Genomic DNA, 16,058 nt, shown 5'->3' with positions numbered 1-16,058 from the left:
TCTGTGTCAAGCCGAACGCCGCTTCTGCGCGTTCGCGGCTTTTGCTCCATGGTTCATGCATGCGGCGGGTCCTCGTTGTAGGGTTGGTTTTCGATAAGGGCTTTGGTGCAGGAAAAACGAACCAGCGATCAATCTGCTATCTGAAATCCGACAGTTTCAGGATGATCGAATTTTGTCGTTTAGAACCGTACACGCGTTTGGCGACATCTAGAATTCGGGTTCGAAGCCCGTCAAATCCCGCGAGATAGTCGCGTTCCGATGTGGCTGCCGGGCAAGGTCCCTTCGTCAGCACGTCAATATCCATCGAGAAACGAATCTCGAACATACCATCATGGCCGAGGAAGCGGATGCGCCTGGCGGTTTCGTCATAACTTCTGGCGCGGTTGGGAAATGCGATTGCCATAATGCGCCTCTTGTTCTTCTGTTGGATCGCGTTGTCGGCAAGATCGCCGTCGCGCGGTCTGCCGGCAGCATCACTCACCGGTGCTGGCATCCTTGGGAAGGGCAGTTTCGATTTCCTGCGAAGACACACTCAGCCGCTGCCTGGTGCCGATGCGCGTTGCAATCGCCGGTATTTCGAGATGGGTCCTGGTTCTCCTGAAGGCGGAAAATCGAAGGCCTTCGATCTCTTCCTCGTCGACGATCAGCCGATAAGGCCCGGCTTCCAACGCAATCATCTGCGCCTTTAGAACGAACGGATGGGCGAACGTTACATTGCACTCTATGCTGGAGCCGGAAGACATGCTGTCCTCCTTTGTTGGGGCTGGCTTTGGTGGGGCTGGAACGCTCCTGATCGTCCGCACGGGGCAGCGTCCGTTTGAGATGCCGCCGATACCATGGACATGGTGTGCACGCATACGAATTGCAAGGTGCGATCTGCTCGCCGTAGCGACAGAACGATCGGACACATTTCACACAATCAAAGCCCCAATGCCGACAGCATCAGGAACGTTGCGAAGAGGATGAAATGCGTCATGCCTTCTATGGCATTGGTTTCGCCGTCGTTGAGGTTGATGGCCGCCGCAACCAGGGTGATCGCCACCATCACGGTCTGGACCGGTGTCATCGCCATGATCAAGGGCTGGCCGCTATAGAGGGCGATCGCCTCCATCACCGGAACCGTGAGGATGACAGTCGACAGCGACGCGCCCATGGCGATATTGACGGTCGCCTGCATGCGGTTGCGCAGCGCCGCACGCAGCGCCGTCAGGATTTCAGGCGCTGCGGAAATCGCTGCGACGACGATGGCGGTCAGGGCAACGGGAGCGCCGGTGTCCCGCAGGCCCTCCGTCATGAAGGTGGCCATGAACTCCGCAAGGAGGCCGATGATGACCACGCCGATCAGGATCGTGGCGATCGAGGCGGCCGTGGAATCCTCGCTCGAGTGCTCCTTTGGATCGGTCTTCTTCCGTTCGTTGCGAGGGTAGGCATAGCTGAAGAAGTAGCTGTGCTGGCCGACCTGCATGCGCAGGAAGAGGCCGTAAAGAGCGATCATCGCCAGGATGGTGAAGGCGGAGTAGAAGTGCCACTTATCCGCCGGCACGAATTCAGGGACGATCATCGAGATACCCATCGCAGTGAGGATCATAACGCCATAGGTCTTTCCCGAGTTGTCGTTGTATGGCTGCTCTCCGTGCTTCAAGCCTCCGAGTAGGGCGGCAAGGCCAAGGATGCCGTTGATGTCGAGCATCAGGGCCGCATAGATCGTGTCGCGAACGAGCGTGGGGGAGCTTTCGCCACTCATCATGATGGCGAGGATGATCACCTCCACGGCAACGGCCGACAGCGTCAGGATCATCGTGCCGTAGGGATCGCCGACCTTGATTGCCAGCACCTCCGCATGGTGGGCGACGCGAACCGAGGCAAAGACGATGGTGGCGACAAGGAGGGCTGCGGCGATGAGCGATATCCCGCGCCCCATCTCAAGAACCGCATGTTCCGTCACATAGGCGACAGCCGCGACCACCATCGCCAATACCAAGAGCATTTCGTCTTTCAGTCGCGACACGATATCCACGGAAAGCTCCGATCTTGAATCATCGGGCAAGTCTAAAGCGATGATTTTGCATGGCAAGCGAGCACGGGGAGGGAGCGCGTTTGCAGTCTTGAGAATTTAATGGAATACTACCCCATCGGTCAGCCGGAAGCACATCGCGGCGCCCTCTCGTCTCTTGCAACGCGGCCCGCGCAGAACTGGATGCAATCCGGTCAGTATTCGAGCGCGAAACAAGAAGAAGTGGAGTGAGATGCATGGTCAAGGTGGTCTACGAGGTCGTTCCTCACGACGGGGGCTGGGCCTACCGGTTGGGCAATGTCTATTCGGAAGCATTCCCGACACACTCCGAAGCGCTCGAAGCAGCCCGTATCGTTGCGGCCGAACAGCAGGTTGGCGGTGATTCCGCGGAGATCAGCTGGCAGGATGATAAGGGTAAATGGCATGAGGAGTATGCCGAAGGCGGAGACCGGCCGGAGACCGAGGTGGTCGACGGCACCTGGAAAAGCCATTCAAGCGAAGCCTCGCCTCGCGCATGAGCATACGGTTATCGTCCAAACGATGATCAGCCCGGGCGCTTGCGCGCCGTTGCCTTCACGTAATTCATCAGGCCGTCGACCAGTGCGTCGAATGTGACGCGATAGCGGCGTGCCGTTTTGATCCCCTCGTGCATGACGACCCAAGTGTCGAGAGGTATCCGGAAAAGCTCCGGCAGGACCGGCAGCAGATCCGGCTCCCGCGCTGCGAGGCCGGTCTGGCAGATTCCAATCCCTAGAGCGCCGTACCTTTAATCGAACCCATAGCCTGCGGCTGTAAAATAGTTTCGCCATTCTTGGCTGTTGAAGAGGTTGCAGATGGATCCGAGCGCATTTGAGAGTGCGTCAAACGTGCGAGCGGCGGCGGCTCGGAGATGGGCCTTAATTTTGGCGAAGGCCATTTCGATCGGGTTCAAATCTGGCGAATAAGACGGCAGAAACAGGAGCCACGCACCAACTTCCTTGAGGCAGGCTTTGGCTTTATCGCTCTTGTGAACGCGAAGATTATCCAGGATGACGACATTGCCTGGTTCGAGTGTCGGCGCAAGCTGGGTCTCGATGTAGGTGTCGAAGATTTCCCGGTTCATCGGCCTGTCAATAATCCAGGGCGCAGTAAGACCGAAACAGCGCAAGCCTGCAATGAATGTCTGTGTCCCCCAGTGGCCAAAGGGCGCATCCGTGATGAGACGCTCGCCGCGCGGGGAGCGCCCACGCAGTCTCACCATCTTTGTGTTCACCGAGGTTTCGTCCAAGAAAACAAGTCGATGCGGTTCAAATCGCATCCGGGGTTGGCGTTTCGAAATCCAGACATCACGATCCTTTCGGATATCAGCGCGAGCGCGTTCCGACGCCATTATCTGTTTTTTTATATGTGTATCCCTGCGTTATCAAAAACCGGACGATGGTGGAATAACCAATCCATGTTCATCCTCAAGGCGACGGGCAAGCTCTGGCATGGTGATATCCGGTTTGCCTTCGACCTGTGCGACCAGGAAATCGCGAAACGCCGACAGTTTCCCTGCACCTGGTGGCCTTCCTTGACGCGCGGGGGTTATCAGCCCAGTCCGCTCCCGGCGTTGCAGCAGCTTGATCGCACTGCTGTCGCTGATTGCGAAATGACGGGCAGCGGCTCGCCGTGATTGGCCGCTAGCGACCATGGAAACAACACGCTGACGAAGATCAACAGAATGAGATTTACCCATGTGATTCACCTCCAACCGCAGTGAATCACACCAATACCCTCGTGAAAACCCCACTCGATTCTCAATTCAAGTGCGATGCTCTAAGCCGGCGCGAATCGCCGAAATCTGCGCGAGCGGGTTATCACTCTTGAAAGCGAAGGGGAGGCCGTCCGGCATTGGAAAGCGCGCCATCATGGTCCGGATGTAGGCTGTCTGTCGGTCGAAGCCGACAAGGCGGTGTCCTGCGAGGTCGGCCATCTCCTGCGGCATGCCGTGCTGGGCGAGGTAGCGTCGATGGGCGTGAAAGCCGAGCGGTATCTCTCCGATGCGCCGGAAAAGAAGCTGATCCTGCGCCGGCTCTGCCATCCGTACGGCGATATCTGCCTCCCGATTGAGAAGGTCCTCGATGGCGTCCGACGCCGAGAGCTCGATATTGAGCTCGGGATGGGCCGCCATCAGCGGTGCGAGGATCGGCGGTAGAACCTCGACACCGATGACCTCGCTGGCACTTATCCTGACTGTGCCGGCAACTCGCCTCGCGATGCCCCGACGCCGTTCGCATGAGGGCGGCGGATGTCGACGCGAGCGTTTCGGCATAAGGCTTCAATTCAAGCGCTGCATCGGTCGGCAAAAGACCGTTCGGTGAGCGGACGAAGAGCTGCGAGCCTATCGCGTCCTCCAGCGCATCGATGTGCCGCCCGACCGTCGGCTGCGTCAGGCCCAATTCACGCGCTGCCGCCGAAAGCGATCCGTGGTCCAGCACGGCCAACAGCGTTCGGTAGAAATGCCAGTCGGGTTCTCTGCTCATGTATTTATGTATATCGGCCCTACGAATTTCGTCAATTTTGTTTATGTAGAAATGCGGGCATGATCGGGTCAGTCGAACATGACGGAGACCATCATGACTGAAATCAATGGGCAGGTTGCTTTGGTGCTCGGTGCAACAGGCGGGATCGGAGGCGAGGTCGCTCGGAAGCTCGCCGCACGCGGTTGGCGGGTGAGGGCGCTGAACCGGGATGCCGCAAAGGTCCGCGCGAAAGCGCCCGACTTCGATTGGGTGCAAGGCGATGCGATGCACGCCAACGATCTCATGACTGCGGCGCAAGGCGCCAGCCTTATTATCCACGCAGTCAATCCGCCGGGCTATCGCGATTGGGACAAGCTCGTCCTTCCCATGCTCGACAACACCATCGCAGCCGCGCGTTCGGTCGGCGCGCGCATCGTTCTGCCGGGTACCGTCTATAATTTCGGACCGGATGCATTTCCAGTCCTTCGAGAAGACAGCCCGCAACACCCTGTGACGGTGAAGGGAGCGATCCGCGTCGAAATGGAACGGCGACTGGAGGTGGCCTCGCGCAGCGGCGTACCGGTCATCATTGTGCGCGCCGGCGATTTCTTCGGACCGGGAGCCGCCAACAGCTGGTTCTCGCAGGGCATGGTCACACCGGGAAAGCCGGTGAACGCCGTCAAGAATCCGGCGCGGCGCGGTGTCGGGCATCAATGGGCCTATCTGCCTGATGTTGCAGAAACGATGGTCCGTCTCGTCGAATGCGCTGACCGCCTGCCATCGTTTGCCGTCTATCACATGGACGGCTTCTGGGACGCCGATGGCTGCCAGATGGTGGCTGCGATCAAGCGGGTGGCCGGCAAGGCAACAAGGACGCAGGACTTTCCTTGGTGGATCGTGCCGCTGGCCGCTCCGTTCGTCACGTTCATGCGTGAGCTGAAGGAGATGCGTTATCTCTGGCAAGAACCGCTGCGGATGTCGAATGAACGATTGGTCTGCGCGCTCGGCAGCGAGCCGAATACGCCAATCGACGAGGCCGTTCGCGCCTCCTTGGTCTCGCTCGGCTGCATGCCGCCAGCAGGGCCGGAGCACGCGTTGGTGCAGGCAGTCCACTAGCACCTGTTTAGGGTTGCATTGCCAAGGCGTCTGCGGATAGCCTTTGATGTCGAGCGTGTCGCCGTTGCTGCGTCACGGCGCGCGCGTGACCGAGGCCGCCAATTCAAAGAGCGATCATATCCAAGGTCGGCTCAAGAGGATGGACAATGACCAAGACAGCGAGTGGAACCAGGCCGACACTGCTCTCAGACGGCAATCCCCAGATTGCCAAAGCCGAAGGCGATGCGCCCGTACAGGCTTACATCGCCGCCATGCCAGGCTGGAAAAGCGACCTTGGACGCCGTCTGGATGCGCTCATCGGGCGAACCGTGCTCGACGTCCATAAGGCAGTCAAATGGAACTCGCCGTTCTACGGCATCAAGGGTGAGGGCTGGTTCCTGAGCTTTCACTGCTTCACCAAGTACATCAAGGTGGCTTTCTTCCGCGGCAGCTCTCTGGAGCCGGTGCCCCCAGGGGTGTCAAAACAGAAGGAGGTGCGTTACCTCGATATCCGTGAAGACGACCAGCTCGATGAGGCTCAGTTCGCCGACTGGGTGAGACAGGCAAGTCGGTTGCCTGGTGAACGAATGTGAGAGCGCTACGAGGCATTCTCATCGTTGGAGGGTTGGTGAAGGGATTGCCGCAAGGTTGGAATTGGAGGAATTGGATACAATGGATGCATCGGAACGCATTGATCAATTGATCGAAGGAATCTCAGACTGGCGCGGCAAGACGTTCGCCAGTGTCCGTAAGACCATTCTCGAGGTCGACCCGGAGATAATCGAGGAATGGAAGTGGATGGGAAGCCCGGTCTGGTCCCGCGACGGAATGATCGCCGTTGCCAACGCGCACAAGGGAAAGGTGAAGCTTACCTTTGCTCATGGGGCGAACATCCCGGATCCTGCCAAGCTCTTCAATGCGGGCCTCGAAGGCAACGCGCGGCGCGCCATCGATTTCCTCGAGGGCGATGACATCAATGAGCCCGCTCTCAAGAAACTCGTCCGGGCCGCTATCGATTACAACAAGAACAACTTGAAGAAGAACGCGCCCGCCAAGGCGAAAGCGCGCAAAACCAAAGAGGCGTAACGCCAACGGTTGTTCTGACGGATTGCAGCATAGTGGCGTTTCTTCGCTGTACCCGGCCTCGCTCCGGCAGGGCGTCCGACGCCAGGATCCGAGCACGGCGCGCTGGATGGACGGCGCGGCTAGCCCTGCTGCAGTTCGGCAAGCGCAATGCGCGCCGCAGCGAGTGGACTTTCGGCCAGTTCCGTCGATCCGTCGCCGAGAAACCAGGCAGCTGACAGGCCCGAATAGGCAGCAATCCATTGCAGCAGGCGTTTCGGCTCAAGGCCTGCCTCGGTCGCGACGATGCCAAGCTGCCTTCGCAGGCGGCCGGGAGTACTTGTTGTCGGAAGGTCTTGGTTGACGAAGATGTTGGCGTAATCAAAACCGCGTTCGCCGATGAGGCCCTTGGGGTCGATCGCCAGCCACCCGTGCTGTTCGAAATCGAGGATGTTGTTGTGGTGGATGTCGCCGTGCAGGACGACGGGATCGCCGTTGTCGGCAAGCAGTGCTGCGGCAATCAGGTTGCACCGAGCCAGTATGCCGCCATAAACGTCTGCCGCAGGCGCGAGGTCGCGAAACCAGCGGGCAAGCGGAATGAGCTCGGGCCGGGGGCGTTCGCGCGGGGCGTGAAGCTTTGCAACCGTGCTGCAAATGATGCGGGTTGCCGTATCGTCGGCGCCGTCCATTGCCATTGCCAGAAGCGAGCGGCGGCCCATCGCGCGCTCGAGCAGAACGGCCTCGCTGTCGTGCGCGTACACCCTGGCTGCGCCGACGCCGTCCCACCATTGCATCAAGGCGCCGCCAGCCCGCTCGGCCGCATCGCTTGAGATTTTCAGCATCGCGGGTTTGCCGTCCCAGGAAACGGGCAACAGGTGGCTGGAATGGGTGATGATCGGTTCGCCGTCGACGCTCAGTCGCCAGCGCTTGATGTGCGGTAAGAACATGGCGTCATGCTAACAGGGCGCTGGAAAAAGAAAATCCCGCCAGATGGCGGGATGTCCGTTGGCGTTTGCGGGCTCAGGCAGCCTTCACTTGCGTTGGATAGTCTACATATCCCGTGGCACCGCCACCATAAAGCGTTGCCTGGTCGAACCCGGCGAGGGACACGTTGTCCTTGAGGCGCTGGACGAGGTCGGGATTGGAGATGAACGGTTTGCCGAACGCGACGAGGTCGGGATTGGAGATGAACGGTTTGCCGAACGCGACGAGGTCGGCGCGGCCGCTCTCTACAGCGTCGATCGCCATGTCGCGGTCATAGCCGTTGTTGACCATCCAGCTCGCCTTGCCACCAGCCTTTTCGTAGGCGTTGCGGAGCGCCTTGTAGTCGAAGGGCTTGTCGCCTTGCTGATAGTCGCGATCACCTCCGGTCGCGCCCTCGACGATGTGGATGTAGGTGAGGTCATACTTTGCCAGGCCTTCGACCACGTAGGTGAAGATGGACTGTGCATGCGGGTCGGAGGAGTCGTTTGCCGGCGTCACAGGTGAAATGCGGATGCCGGTGCGGCGAGCGCCGATCTCGGCGGTGATCGCATCGACGACCTCAAAGAGGAAACGTGCGCGGTTTTCGGCGGAGCCACCGTACTGATCCGTGCGGTCGTTGATGCCGGAGCGCAGGAACTGGTCGATCAGATAACCGTTTGCGGCGTGGATCTCGACGCCGTCGAAGCCGGCTTCGATCGCGGCGCGCGCTGCCTTGCGATAGTCTTCAACGATGCCCGGGTGCGGCGCGACAATCAGGATGAGAATGCGCGTCAATCAAGATGAGAATCTGTCAGCGCTGCTGGAACGTAGGGAGGGCGTAGCCCGACCGGAGTTCCAGCAGCGCTGATGGCGAGATTTTTCGGCTCGTTTGTGTATCGCGGCCGGCCCAGTATCGAGGTGTATTCCTGAGAGGAGCACCGATTGCCGGGTCGCCATGTAAACGATCATCAAATGAGGCTTTTTATGAAGTTGCGTCAGACGCATTCGGTCACTGTTGCGGCCGCCAAATCCTCCATAAGCGTTGCCACAGCCTACCGCCTTGATAGCGATGCCAGGCTACCATCCCAAAAGAAGCCGGCCCGTGAACGGCGGCGTCCCGATCCACTCGTCGACATCTTCGACGCCGAAGTTGTGCCGATCCTGAAGTCCTCGCCAGGTATTCGATCTGTGGCCCTCTACGAGGAGATGCTGCGGCGTCATCCGGAACTCGGACAGGGAATTCGGCGGACTCTGGAGAGGCGGATCAGTGCATGGCGGTCAATACATGGCCAAGAACAGGAGGTTATCTTTCGGCAGGTTCATGAGCCAGGCAGGCTTGGACTATCCGACTTCACCGATATGGGCAGCATTGGCGTTCGCGTCGCCGCTGCGCCGCTTGATCATCTTCTTTATCACTTTCGTCTTGTCTGGTCCGGCTTTGAGCATGCGCACGTCATCTTGGGCGGAGAGAGCTTTGTCGCCCTGGCGGAAGGTTTGCAGAATGCTTTGTGGTCGGTGGGTGGGGCACCATTGAACCACCGAACGGATAGCCTCTCTGCTGCTTTCCGCAATCTCGACAACGACGCAAAGCGGGATTTGACGCAACGCTACGAGCAGCTCTGCGAGCACTACCTGATGACGCCGACGCGCAACAACAAGGGTATCGCCCATGAGAACGGCTCGATCGAAAGCTCCCATGGCCATCTCAAGAGTGCGATTAAAGACGCACTCTTGATGCGAGGTTCAAATGATTTCGACGACCTCGACAGCTATCGCAGCTTCATCGATGAGATTATCGGCCGTCGCAATGCGCTGAAGGGCAAGCGAACCGATGTGGAACGAACGCATCTGCAACGTTTGCCCGAAAGACGAACGACCGATTTCGAGGAGATCGTTCTGCGTGTCGCGCGCACCGGGGGCTTCACACTGCGTAAAGTCTTCTACACAGTTCCTTCCCGACTGATCGGACACACGCTGCGCATTCGCCTTTTCGACGATCGCCTTGATCTGTTTGTCGGCGGAACACCATTGATGACACTGCCCCGAGGGCGCGCTCACTCCAGTGGCAAGCATAGTCAGATCGTCGACTATCGGCATGTCATTCATTCGCTGCGCCGCAAACCCATGGCTCTGCTCGGCCTTGTTTATCGCGATCAGCTCTTTCCACGGCAATCGTATCGGCAGACCTTCGACCTCTTGATTGAACGGATGCCAGAGAAGCAGGCGTGTAAGTTGATGGTCGAGCTCCTCGCACTTGCGCATGACCGCGGCTGCGAGGCTGAACTCGCCGACCAACTTCAGCTCAGTCTCGACGCCGGTAAACTGCCGAACATGCAGCGCCTGAACGCACTGTTCGCTCCCGATCCGGCCGCGATACCCGGTGTCGTCGTCCAACTGGCTCCTCTTTCCAGCTACGAAGTTCTGCTCGCATCGAACGAGATGGGAGATGCAGCATGAAGAATAGCAGCTCCGTCGACGCCGCACGCCTTTCCCTGCTGCTCAATGAACTCCGCCTGCCAGCGATCAAAGTTCTGTGGCCGCAATTTGCTGAACAGGCCGACAAGGAAGGCTGGCCAGCAGCGCGCTTCCTTGCGGCCATCGCCGAGCACGAGCTCTCGGAACGAGACCGGCGCAGGATTGAACGTCATCTCGCTGAGGCAAGACTGCCGCCCGGCAAGACCATTGACAGCTTCGACTTCGATGCCGTGCCAATGATCTCGAAAGCCCAGGTCATGGCGATCACCGCTGGCGACGCATGGATCGCTAAGGGCGCTAATGTCCTGATGTTCGGCCCACCAGGCGGAGGCAAGAGTCATTTGGCGGCCGCCATCGGGCTGGCACTTGTCGAAAATGGTTGGCGGGTTCTCTTCACGCGCACGACGGAACTTGTTCAAAAGCTTCAGGTCGCTCGCCGCGAACTTCAACTGGAATCCGCGATCAACAAGCTCGAAAGATTCGATCTGCTCATTCTCGATGATCTTGCTTACGTCACCAAGGATCAGGCCGAAACAAGCGTTCTGTTTGAACTGATCTCCGCGCGATACGAGCGTAAATCCATGCTGATTACGGCAAACCAGCCGTTTGGAGAATGGAACCGTGTATTCCCGGATCCGGCGATGACGCTCGCCGCGGTGGACCGGCTTGTTCATCACGCAACGATCTTCGAGATGAACGTCGAAAGTTACAGGCGTCGCTCTGCCATGGAGGCAAAACGCCAACGTGGAAGACCGTCCTCCTACGCGACAATCAACAACACAAACGAGATTGTCGCGGAGCGTCAATCAGACCAATGAATGACGCTTGCGAGCGTCAATCAAACAGATAAACTCACCCAGCCAGCGACACACGGGATTCTCATCCAGATTGTCGCGCGCCTCTCATCCAGATCGCCGCGCTATACCCGGGATTTCCGATGTTTCAAGGGCGCGCGGCTCAGACGTCGGTACGAAGCTTCCTGTACCGTCCGGGTTGACGAGATAGGTCTTGGATTTTGCAGCCGTATTCGTCGAAGAGACCGGCTTGCCACCGTTCGGCTGCAGCGTCGTGTGCGAGATACGGCCGACATGCCACATCTGAACAACAATCTTGCTGCCTGCCGCATGCACGGCATCGGTCACTCGCTTCCAGCCGTCGATCGCTTCCTTGGAGTAGAGGCCGGGAACATCTGCGTAGCCCTGGCCCTGATGCGTAATGGCCGTTGCTTCGGTGACGATCAGCCCAGCCCCTGAGCGCTGGCGGTAGTATTCGACGTTGAGGTCGTTCGGAATGGCCCCCGGTGAGCGGTTGCGCGTGAGTGGCGCCATCACGATATGGTTCTTGAGGGTAATGTCGCCAACCTTTGTCGGTTCGAAAAGCTTGCTCATGGGAGTCCTTTCTTGCTGCGGGAAGATCACTCGGCCGAGGCGGACGCGCCTGCCATTCGGCAAAGGGACGGGTGAGGGCTGTTGCGATGCGCCGATCAACGGCGGCAGCCGCAAGCGGTGCGCGTTGCATCTGAGCCCGTGTTAGAAAGTCGTCCGCCAGTCGCTTGGCGCTCATCATGCCGAACGCAGGCGCTCAGGCAGGGCAGCGCAGAGGCGACCGGCATCCTACAGATCCTTCGAGAGTTGATTGAGGAAAGCCGCGATGGTCTCCTCGTTGCGCGTGTAGAAGATCCATTGGCCGACGCGTCTTGTCGTCACGAGGCCGGCCCGGCTCAAGGTCCCCAGATGCGCTGAGACGGTCGATTGCGATAGGCCGCAGCGCTCGAACTGGCTGGCGCATATGCCCATCTCAAGCGGGTGCTCCTGCGAGGAAAAGTGCTTTTCGGGGTTCTTCAGCCAGTTCAGGATTTCCATCCGTGTCGGATGGGCGATCGCCTTCAGGATTTCGTCTTTTTCCATCGCCGTTCTTCGAATTATAAATCGTTTATAGGCGATATATGGATTGCTCGTTTTCGATATGCAAGTCACGACGGCGTGAAGTGTTGCATTTCCCGGCCTGGCTAAATTTTGGGCAAAAAAAGAGGGCCACCGAAAGATCGGGGCCCTTTAAAGGTGTGAAGGTCAATAAACCTCCAGAGGGGAACAGCTGACGCGGTGGCACTGGGAGAGAAACCACGAAATGCATCAACTGATTGGGATATGATGCTTTGGGAGGCAGATTTCAATGCATGTTTGCGCATGCCTGCTATGCGCTGCACAATTTTCTGCTGCACTGCGAAAAAATCGGGCAAAAAAAAGGGCCACCGAAAGATCGGGGCCCTTATAGGTGTGAAGGTCAAAACCTCCAGAGGGGAACAGCCAATGCGGTGGAACTGGGAGGAAAAGCCACCATGTGCATCAGCTATGTGCGATATGGTGTTTTAATGAGCAAACGGCAACCCCGTTTTATGCATGCCAGACATGCGTATATTGCACGGCTTGTATTTCCGAACGAAGCAACTAGAAGTTCCAGTTGCGCGCCTTGCTGACAATGAAGTCGCGGAAAGCCTTCAGCTTCGCGGCATTCTTCATTTCGTCGGGATAGCAGAAGTAGGTATCGAACGACGGCACGTCGGCGTTGATCGGCAGCTGGATGAGGCCAGGGTCGCGGCCGACGATGTAGTCGGGCATGCAGGCGATGCCCATCCCGAGCAGGCACGCGCGCTTGATCGAGGTCTGGCTGTTGATCTGCAGATGCGGGATGCGCTTGTTGTCGGACGATCGTCCCGCGACTTCCAGCCAGTTGACATCGAGCAGGTAGCTCGGCGCGGGCTCACCGAACGTAATGATGCGATGGTTGTCGAGATCTTCGACCGTCTGCGGCTCGCCGTGCCGGTTGATGTACGAGGGGGCCGCATAGACGTGCATATGAACGGTGAACAGCTTGCGCTGGATCAGGTCCGATTGCACCGGCTGGCGCAGGCGGATGGCGCAATCGGCATAACGCATGTTCACATCCACTTCCTCGTTGTCGAGGATCAGCTGAATCTGGACATCCGGATAGAGTTGCATGAACTCCTGGATCTTGTCCGTCAGCCAGCCTTGACCGAGGCCGACCGTCGTGGTCACGCGCAGCTTTCCGGTCGGCGTTTCCGTCGTCTCGGTCAGCTGCATCTTCACCGTTTCGAGCTTCAGCAGCACATCGTGAGCGGTGCGATAGAGCAGTTCGCCCTGTTCCGTCAGGATCAGACCGCGCGCATGGCGGTGGAAAAGCTTGGTGCCGACGTCCTGCTCGAGCGCGCTGACCTGGCGGCTGATCGCGGACTGGGACAGATGCAGTTTATCCGCCGCATGCGTGAACGAACCCGCTTCGGCAGCTGCGTGAAAGATACGCAGCTTGTCCCAATCCAATGGCATTCCCCCACCCCTCATAGCCGATCCTACTCCGCGGCAACCGCGACGGGCATATGGCCCGTCAGATATCGTTCGGCTTCGAGAGCTGCCATGCATCCCAGACCGGCGGCGGTAATCGCCTGGCGGAAGGTATCGTCGGTCACGTCACCAGCGGCATAAACGCCTTCGAGGCTGGTTGCCGTCGAGTCAGGCGCGGTCCAGAGGTAGCCATTGTCCTTCAGCTTCAGCTTGCCCTTGAAAAGCTCGGTGGCCGGCGCGTGGCCGATCGCAACGAAGACGCCGTCGACGGCAACCTCGGTGATCGCACCGGTGCGTGTGTTACGCAGGCGGGCGCCGGTAACCGACGGCGGCATCGGCGGCTTGGCCGGCGTGCCGGTAATTTCGGCCACTTCGGTGTTCCAAAGCACTTTGATGTTTTCCTTCGAGAACAGACGTTCCTGCAGGATCTTTTCCGAACGGAAGATGTCGCGGCGGTGCACGACCGTCACCGACTTCGCGATGTTGGAAAGGTAGAGCGCTTCCTCGACGGCGCTGTTGCCACCGCCGACGACGATGACATCCTTGTTCCGGTAGAAGAAGCCGTCGCAGGTCGCGCAGGCCGAGACGCCGAAGCCCTGGAAATGCTGCTCGCTTTCGATACCCAGCCACTTCGCTTTGGCACCGGTTGCGATGATCAGCGTGTCAGCAGTCCAGACCTGGCCGCTATCGGTGCGCGCCACGAACGGGCGCTGGTTCATCTCGACTTCGGTGACGATGTCATTGACGATCTCTGCGCCGACATGTTTTGCCTGCTGCAGCATCTGGTCCATCAGCCACGGTCCTTGGATAGGATCGGCAAAACCTGGATAATTCTCCACGTCAGTCGTAATCATCAGCTGTCCGCCTTGCTCCATCCCGGCGATCAGCACGGGCTTCAGCATTGCACGTGCTGCATAGACGGCAGCCGTGTAGCCGGCAGGGCCGGAGCCGATAATGAGCACCTTGGTGTGGCGGGCGGACATGGGTATTTCCTTTTCGACTGTCGGGAGGGCGGCGGCTAAGAGGCGAATGAGGCCGTTTCGCGATCCATCCGCCATTTATGAACGTCCAGTGCTTTTATTCAAGGGCAGCCTTGCGTTACCAACAGGGCTTTCTCGGCGCGGCGTGCAACAATCCATCGCCGAGGTGAAACTTTCTTGCGAATTCCGTCGCTTTATATAGAAGCTGGCGAGCATGAATTAAAGGAAGGGCAGGATTGTGCTTCGCGCCGAACTCGATGCCATCGATATAAAGATACTGCGTGAGCTACAGGCCGACGGCCGCATGACCAATGTCGAGCTGGCCGACCGCGTCGGCATTTCGGCGCCGCCATGCCTTCGCCGCGTGCGTAAGCTCGAAGAGACCGGCGTTATCGAAGGCTATCACGCGATGCTGAACAGTCCGAAGCTGGGCTTCGATCTGGTCGCCTTTTGCATGGTTGGTCTGAAGCATCAGTCGGAGGCCAACCTCAAGGCCTTTGCCGCCGCAACGGGCCAGTGGCCGCTGGTGCGACAGGCCTGGATGGTGTCCGGCGACAGCGACTTCCTGCTGCATTGCGTTGCTGAGAACCTGACGCGGTTCCAGGACTTCGTGATCGAGGTGCTGACGGCCAACGAGCACGTCGATACCGTGCGCACGATGCTGACGATCCGACAGGTCAAGCGCGCGGGCCTGGTCGAAGTCTGAGCGGCAAAGAGCTGGAAGCGAAGCTCTATGAATGGAACGGCTTATGCCTTATTAGAGGCGTTTTGCCGGGCCGTCCGCTGCGGATGAAGATGCGAAGATTATTCTATGACCAAATTGCCCATTTCCGCGTTCATCATTTGCCAGAACGAAGAGACGTATCTCGGCAATTGCATCGAAAGTCTCGATAAATGTGCGGAAATCGTGGTTGTCGACTCCGGTTCGACGGACGGCACGGTCGCTCTGCTTCAATCCTATATCGACAAGGGCTGGCCGATCCGGCTGTTTCACGAGACGTGGCGCGGTTATGCGGGGCAGAAGCAATTCGCGCTCGATCAGTGTACCCAGCCCTGGCGCTTGAATATTGATTCCGATGAGCGGCTCGATGCGCCGCTGCGGAAGCTTTTACCGGAGCTGGTTGCCGCTCCCGACGATATTGTCGGCTGGCGGGTGGCGCGTCGCCCCTATCTGATCGGCTACGGCTACACGCCCGAGCATGTGCACGAGCGAAAGAACCTGCGGCTCATCCGCAAAGGCAGAGGTGCGTATGATCTCACGCAAACCGTTCACGAAGGTATCGTGCCGACCGGGCGTGTCGGGGATGCGAAGTCCGGGAGTCTCCTTCACTATCGGCCACTGATCATCGATGAGCAAATCCTGAAAGAGAATAAGTATTCGACCCTGAAGGCCGATCAGCACTTTGCCTTGGGCGAGGGGACAACCTTCGCCAAACTGATTTGCAGCCCGCCGCTCTATTTCCTGCGTCTGTATTTCCACAACGGGCTATGGCGCTGCGGGCCGTCGGGCTTTATCGAGGCAATGACCGGCGCCGTGTACGCCTTTCTCACCCAGGCGAAGCTGTACCAACGGCAGGTCGCAGAGCGGCACCCGAGCTTTGACGACGCAGGAAGGCACTGAGGTCCG

16 protein-coding genes and 4 pseudogenes are annotated in these 16,058 nt (G+C 58.8%); 9 read left to right on the top strand and 11 right to left on the bottom strand.

Features of this window, described 5'->3' with window-relative positions; all coding sequences use genetic code 11:
* Nucleotides 1–136 precede the first annotated feature (136 nt).
* The 3 genes from WGT02_RS15405 to WGT02_RS15395 all read right to left on the bottom strand — a co-directional run bounded on the left by WGT02_RS15405 (nt 137) and on the right by WGT02_RS15395 (nt 2,017).
* Nucleotides 137–481, bottom strand: coding sequence for a DUF1488 domain-containing protein (locus tag WGT02_RS15405; protein ID WP_318246552.1), 345 nt, complete (start codon nt 479–481; stop codon nt 137–139).
* Nucleotides 474–743 (bottom strand): hypothetical protein, encoded by a 270-nt coding sequence (locus WGT02_RS15400; RefSeq protein ID WP_208250022.1) that lies wholly within the window; start codon nt 741–743, stop codon nt 474–476. Before WGT02_RS15400 ends, WGT02_RS15405 begins: the two co-directional genes overlap by 8 nt.
* Before the next feature lie 176 nt (nt 744–919).
* Complete coding sequence (locus WGT02_RS15395) at nt 920–2,017, bottom strand: calcium:proton antiporter (protein ID WP_024317087.1); 1,098 nt, start codon at nt 2,015–2,017, stop codon at nt 920–922.
* Between the two features lie 99 nt (nt 2,018–2,116).
* On the opposite strand from WGT02_RS15395, the gene WGT02_RS15390 reads away from it, so the two are divergent.
* Both WGT02_RS15390 and WGT02_RS15385 read left to right on the top strand, forming a co-directional pair.
* Nucleotides 2,117–2,245: a hypothetical protein gene (locus tag WGT02_RS15390; protein WP_263622793.1), complete on the top strand. Its 129-nt coding sequence runs from the start codon at nt 2,117–2,119 to the stop codon at nt 2,243–2,245.
* A gap of 5 nt (nt 2,246–2,250) precedes the next feature.
* The gene (locus WGT02_RS15385; protein WP_007790042.1) at nt 2,251–2,532 is read left to right on the top strand and encodes a DUF2188 domain-containing protein; all 282 of its coding nucleotides are present in this window, start codon (nt 2,251–2,253) and stop codon (nt 2,530–2,532) included.
* A 248-nt stretch (nt 2,533–2,780) separates the two neighbouring features.
* Here the strand turns inward: WGT02_RS15385 and WGT02_RS15380 are convergent.
* Both WGT02_RS15380 and WGT02_RS15375 read right to left on the bottom strand, forming a co-directional pair.
* Nucleotides 2,781–3,731: pseudogene (locus tag WGT02_RS15380) on the bottom strand (IS630 family transposase).
* A gap of 81 nt (nt 3,732–3,812) precedes the next feature.
* Nucleotides 3,813–4,518 (bottom strand): annotated as a pseudogene (locus tag WGT02_RS15375) (LysR family transcriptional regulator); the annotation flags it as partial.
* Between the two features lie 93 nt (nt 4,519–4,611).
* Here WGT02_RS15375 and WGT02_RS15370 point away from each other — a divergent pair.
* From WGT02_RS15370 to WGT02_RS15360, 3 genes are all read left to right on the top strand, one after another.
* Nucleotides 4,612–5,613: an NAD(P)H-binding protein gene (locus WGT02_RS15370; protein ID WP_208250024.1), complete on the top strand. Its 1,002-nt coding sequence runs from the start codon at nt 4,612–4,614 to the stop codon at nt 5,611–5,613.
* A 146-nt stretch (nt 5,614–5,759) separates the two neighbouring features.
* Nucleotides 5,760–6,185: a DUF1801 domain-containing protein gene (locus WGT02_RS15365; RefSeq protein ID WP_029710263.1), complete on the top strand. Its 426-nt coding sequence runs from the start codon at nt 5,760–5,762 to the stop codon at nt 6,183–6,185.
* A gap of 79 nt (nt 6,186–6,264) precedes the next feature.
* The gene (locus WGT02_RS15360; protein WP_024317083.1) at nt 6,265–6,678 is read left to right on the top strand and encodes a DUF1801 domain-containing protein; all 414 of its coding nucleotides are present in this window, start codon (nt 6,265–6,267) and stop codon (nt 6,676–6,678) included.
* A gap of 119 nt (nt 6,679–6,797) precedes the next feature.
* Here WGT02_RS15360 and WGT02_RS15355 read toward each other — a convergent pair whose 3' ends face one another.
* Together WGT02_RS15355 and WGT02_RS15350 are read right to left on the bottom strand one after the other, a co-directional pair.
* Nucleotides 6,798–7,601, bottom strand: a complete 804-nt coding sequence (locus WGT02_RS15355; protein WP_208250026.1) for an aminoglycoside phosphotransferase family protein — start codon at nt 7,599–7,601, stop codon at nt 6,798–6,800.
* A gap of 73 nt (nt 7,602–7,674) precedes the next feature.
* Nucleotides 7,675–8,376, bottom strand: a pseudogene (locus WGT02_RS15350) (alkene reductase); the annotation flags it as partial.
* A 213-nt stretch (nt 8,377–8,589) separates the two neighbouring features.
* Between WGT02_RS15350 and istA the strand changes: the two are divergent.
* Nucleotides 8,590–10,074 carry an IS21 family transposase gene (gene istA / locus WGT02_RS15345; protein WP_208244988.1) on the top strand — a complete coding sequence of 495 codons (1,485 nt, stop codon included), beginning with the start codon at nt 8,590–8,592 and terminating at the stop codon, nt 10,072–10,074.
* On the top strand, nt 10,071–10,910 hold the full coding sequence (istB, locus tag WGT02_RS15340) for an IS21-like element helper ATPase IstB (RefSeq protein WP_208245483.1): 840 nt from the start codon (nt 10,071–10,073) through the stop codon (nt 10,908–10,910). The genes istA and istB overlap by 4 nt, the downstream gene beginning before the upstream one ends.
* Nucleotides 10,911–11,012: 102 nt before the next feature.
* Here the strand turns inward: istB and WGT02_RS15335 are convergent.
* The 4 genes and pseudogenes from WGT02_RS15335 to trxB form a co-directional block, all read right to left on the bottom strand.
* Nucleotides 11,013–11,480: pseudogene (locus WGT02_RS15335) on the bottom strand (alkene reductase); the annotation flags it as partial.
* 225 nt (nt 11,481–11,705) lie between these two features.
* On the bottom strand, nt 11,706–11,999 hold the full coding sequence (locus WGT02_RS15330) for a helix-turn-helix transcriptional regulator (protein WP_208250028.1): 294 nt from the start codon (nt 11,997–11,999) through the stop codon (nt 11,706–11,708).
* 540 nt (nt 12,000–12,539) lie between these two features.
* Nucleotides 12,540–13,436, bottom strand: coding sequence for a LysR family transcriptional regulator VtlR (locus tag WGT02_RS15325; RefSeq protein WP_007534166.1), 897 nt, complete (start codon nt 13,434–13,436; stop codon nt 12,540–12,542).
* A gap of 23 nt (nt 13,437–13,459) precedes the next feature.
* Nucleotides 13,460–14,434, bottom strand: coding sequence for a thioredoxin-disulfide reductase (trxB, locus tag WGT02_RS15320; protein ID WP_024317079.1), 975 nt, complete (start codon nt 14,432–14,434; stop codon nt 13,460–13,462).
* Nucleotides 14,435–14,669: 235 nt separating this feature from the next.
* Here trxB and WGT02_RS15315 point away from each other — a divergent pair, with 235 nt between their 5' ends.
* Together WGT02_RS15315 and WGT02_RS15310 are read left to right on the top strand one after the other, a co-directional pair.
* Nucleotides 14,670–15,137: an Lrp/AsnC family transcriptional regulator gene (locus WGT02_RS15315; RefSeq protein WP_024317078.1), complete on the top strand. Its 468-nt coding sequence runs from the start codon at nt 14,670–14,672 to the stop codon at nt 15,135–15,137.
* Nucleotides 15,138–15,242: 105 nt separating this feature from the next.
* Complete coding sequence (locus tag WGT02_RS15310) at nt 15,243–16,052, top strand: glycosyltransferase family 2 protein (protein WP_024317077.1); 810 nt, start codon at nt 15,243–15,245, stop codon at nt 16,050–16,052.
* The last annotated feature ends 6 nt before the right edge of the window (nt 16,053–16,058 follow it).

The sequence above is a fragment of the Rhizobium sp. T1470 genome (assembly GCF_042140505.1).
Lineage (GTDB): Bacteria > Pseudomonadota > Alphaproteobacteria > Rhizobiales > Rhizobiaceae > Rhizobium > Rhizobium favelukesii.
Note: the sequence above shows the minus strand (reverse complement) of the source record. Positions and strands in the feature narration are given on the sequence as shown.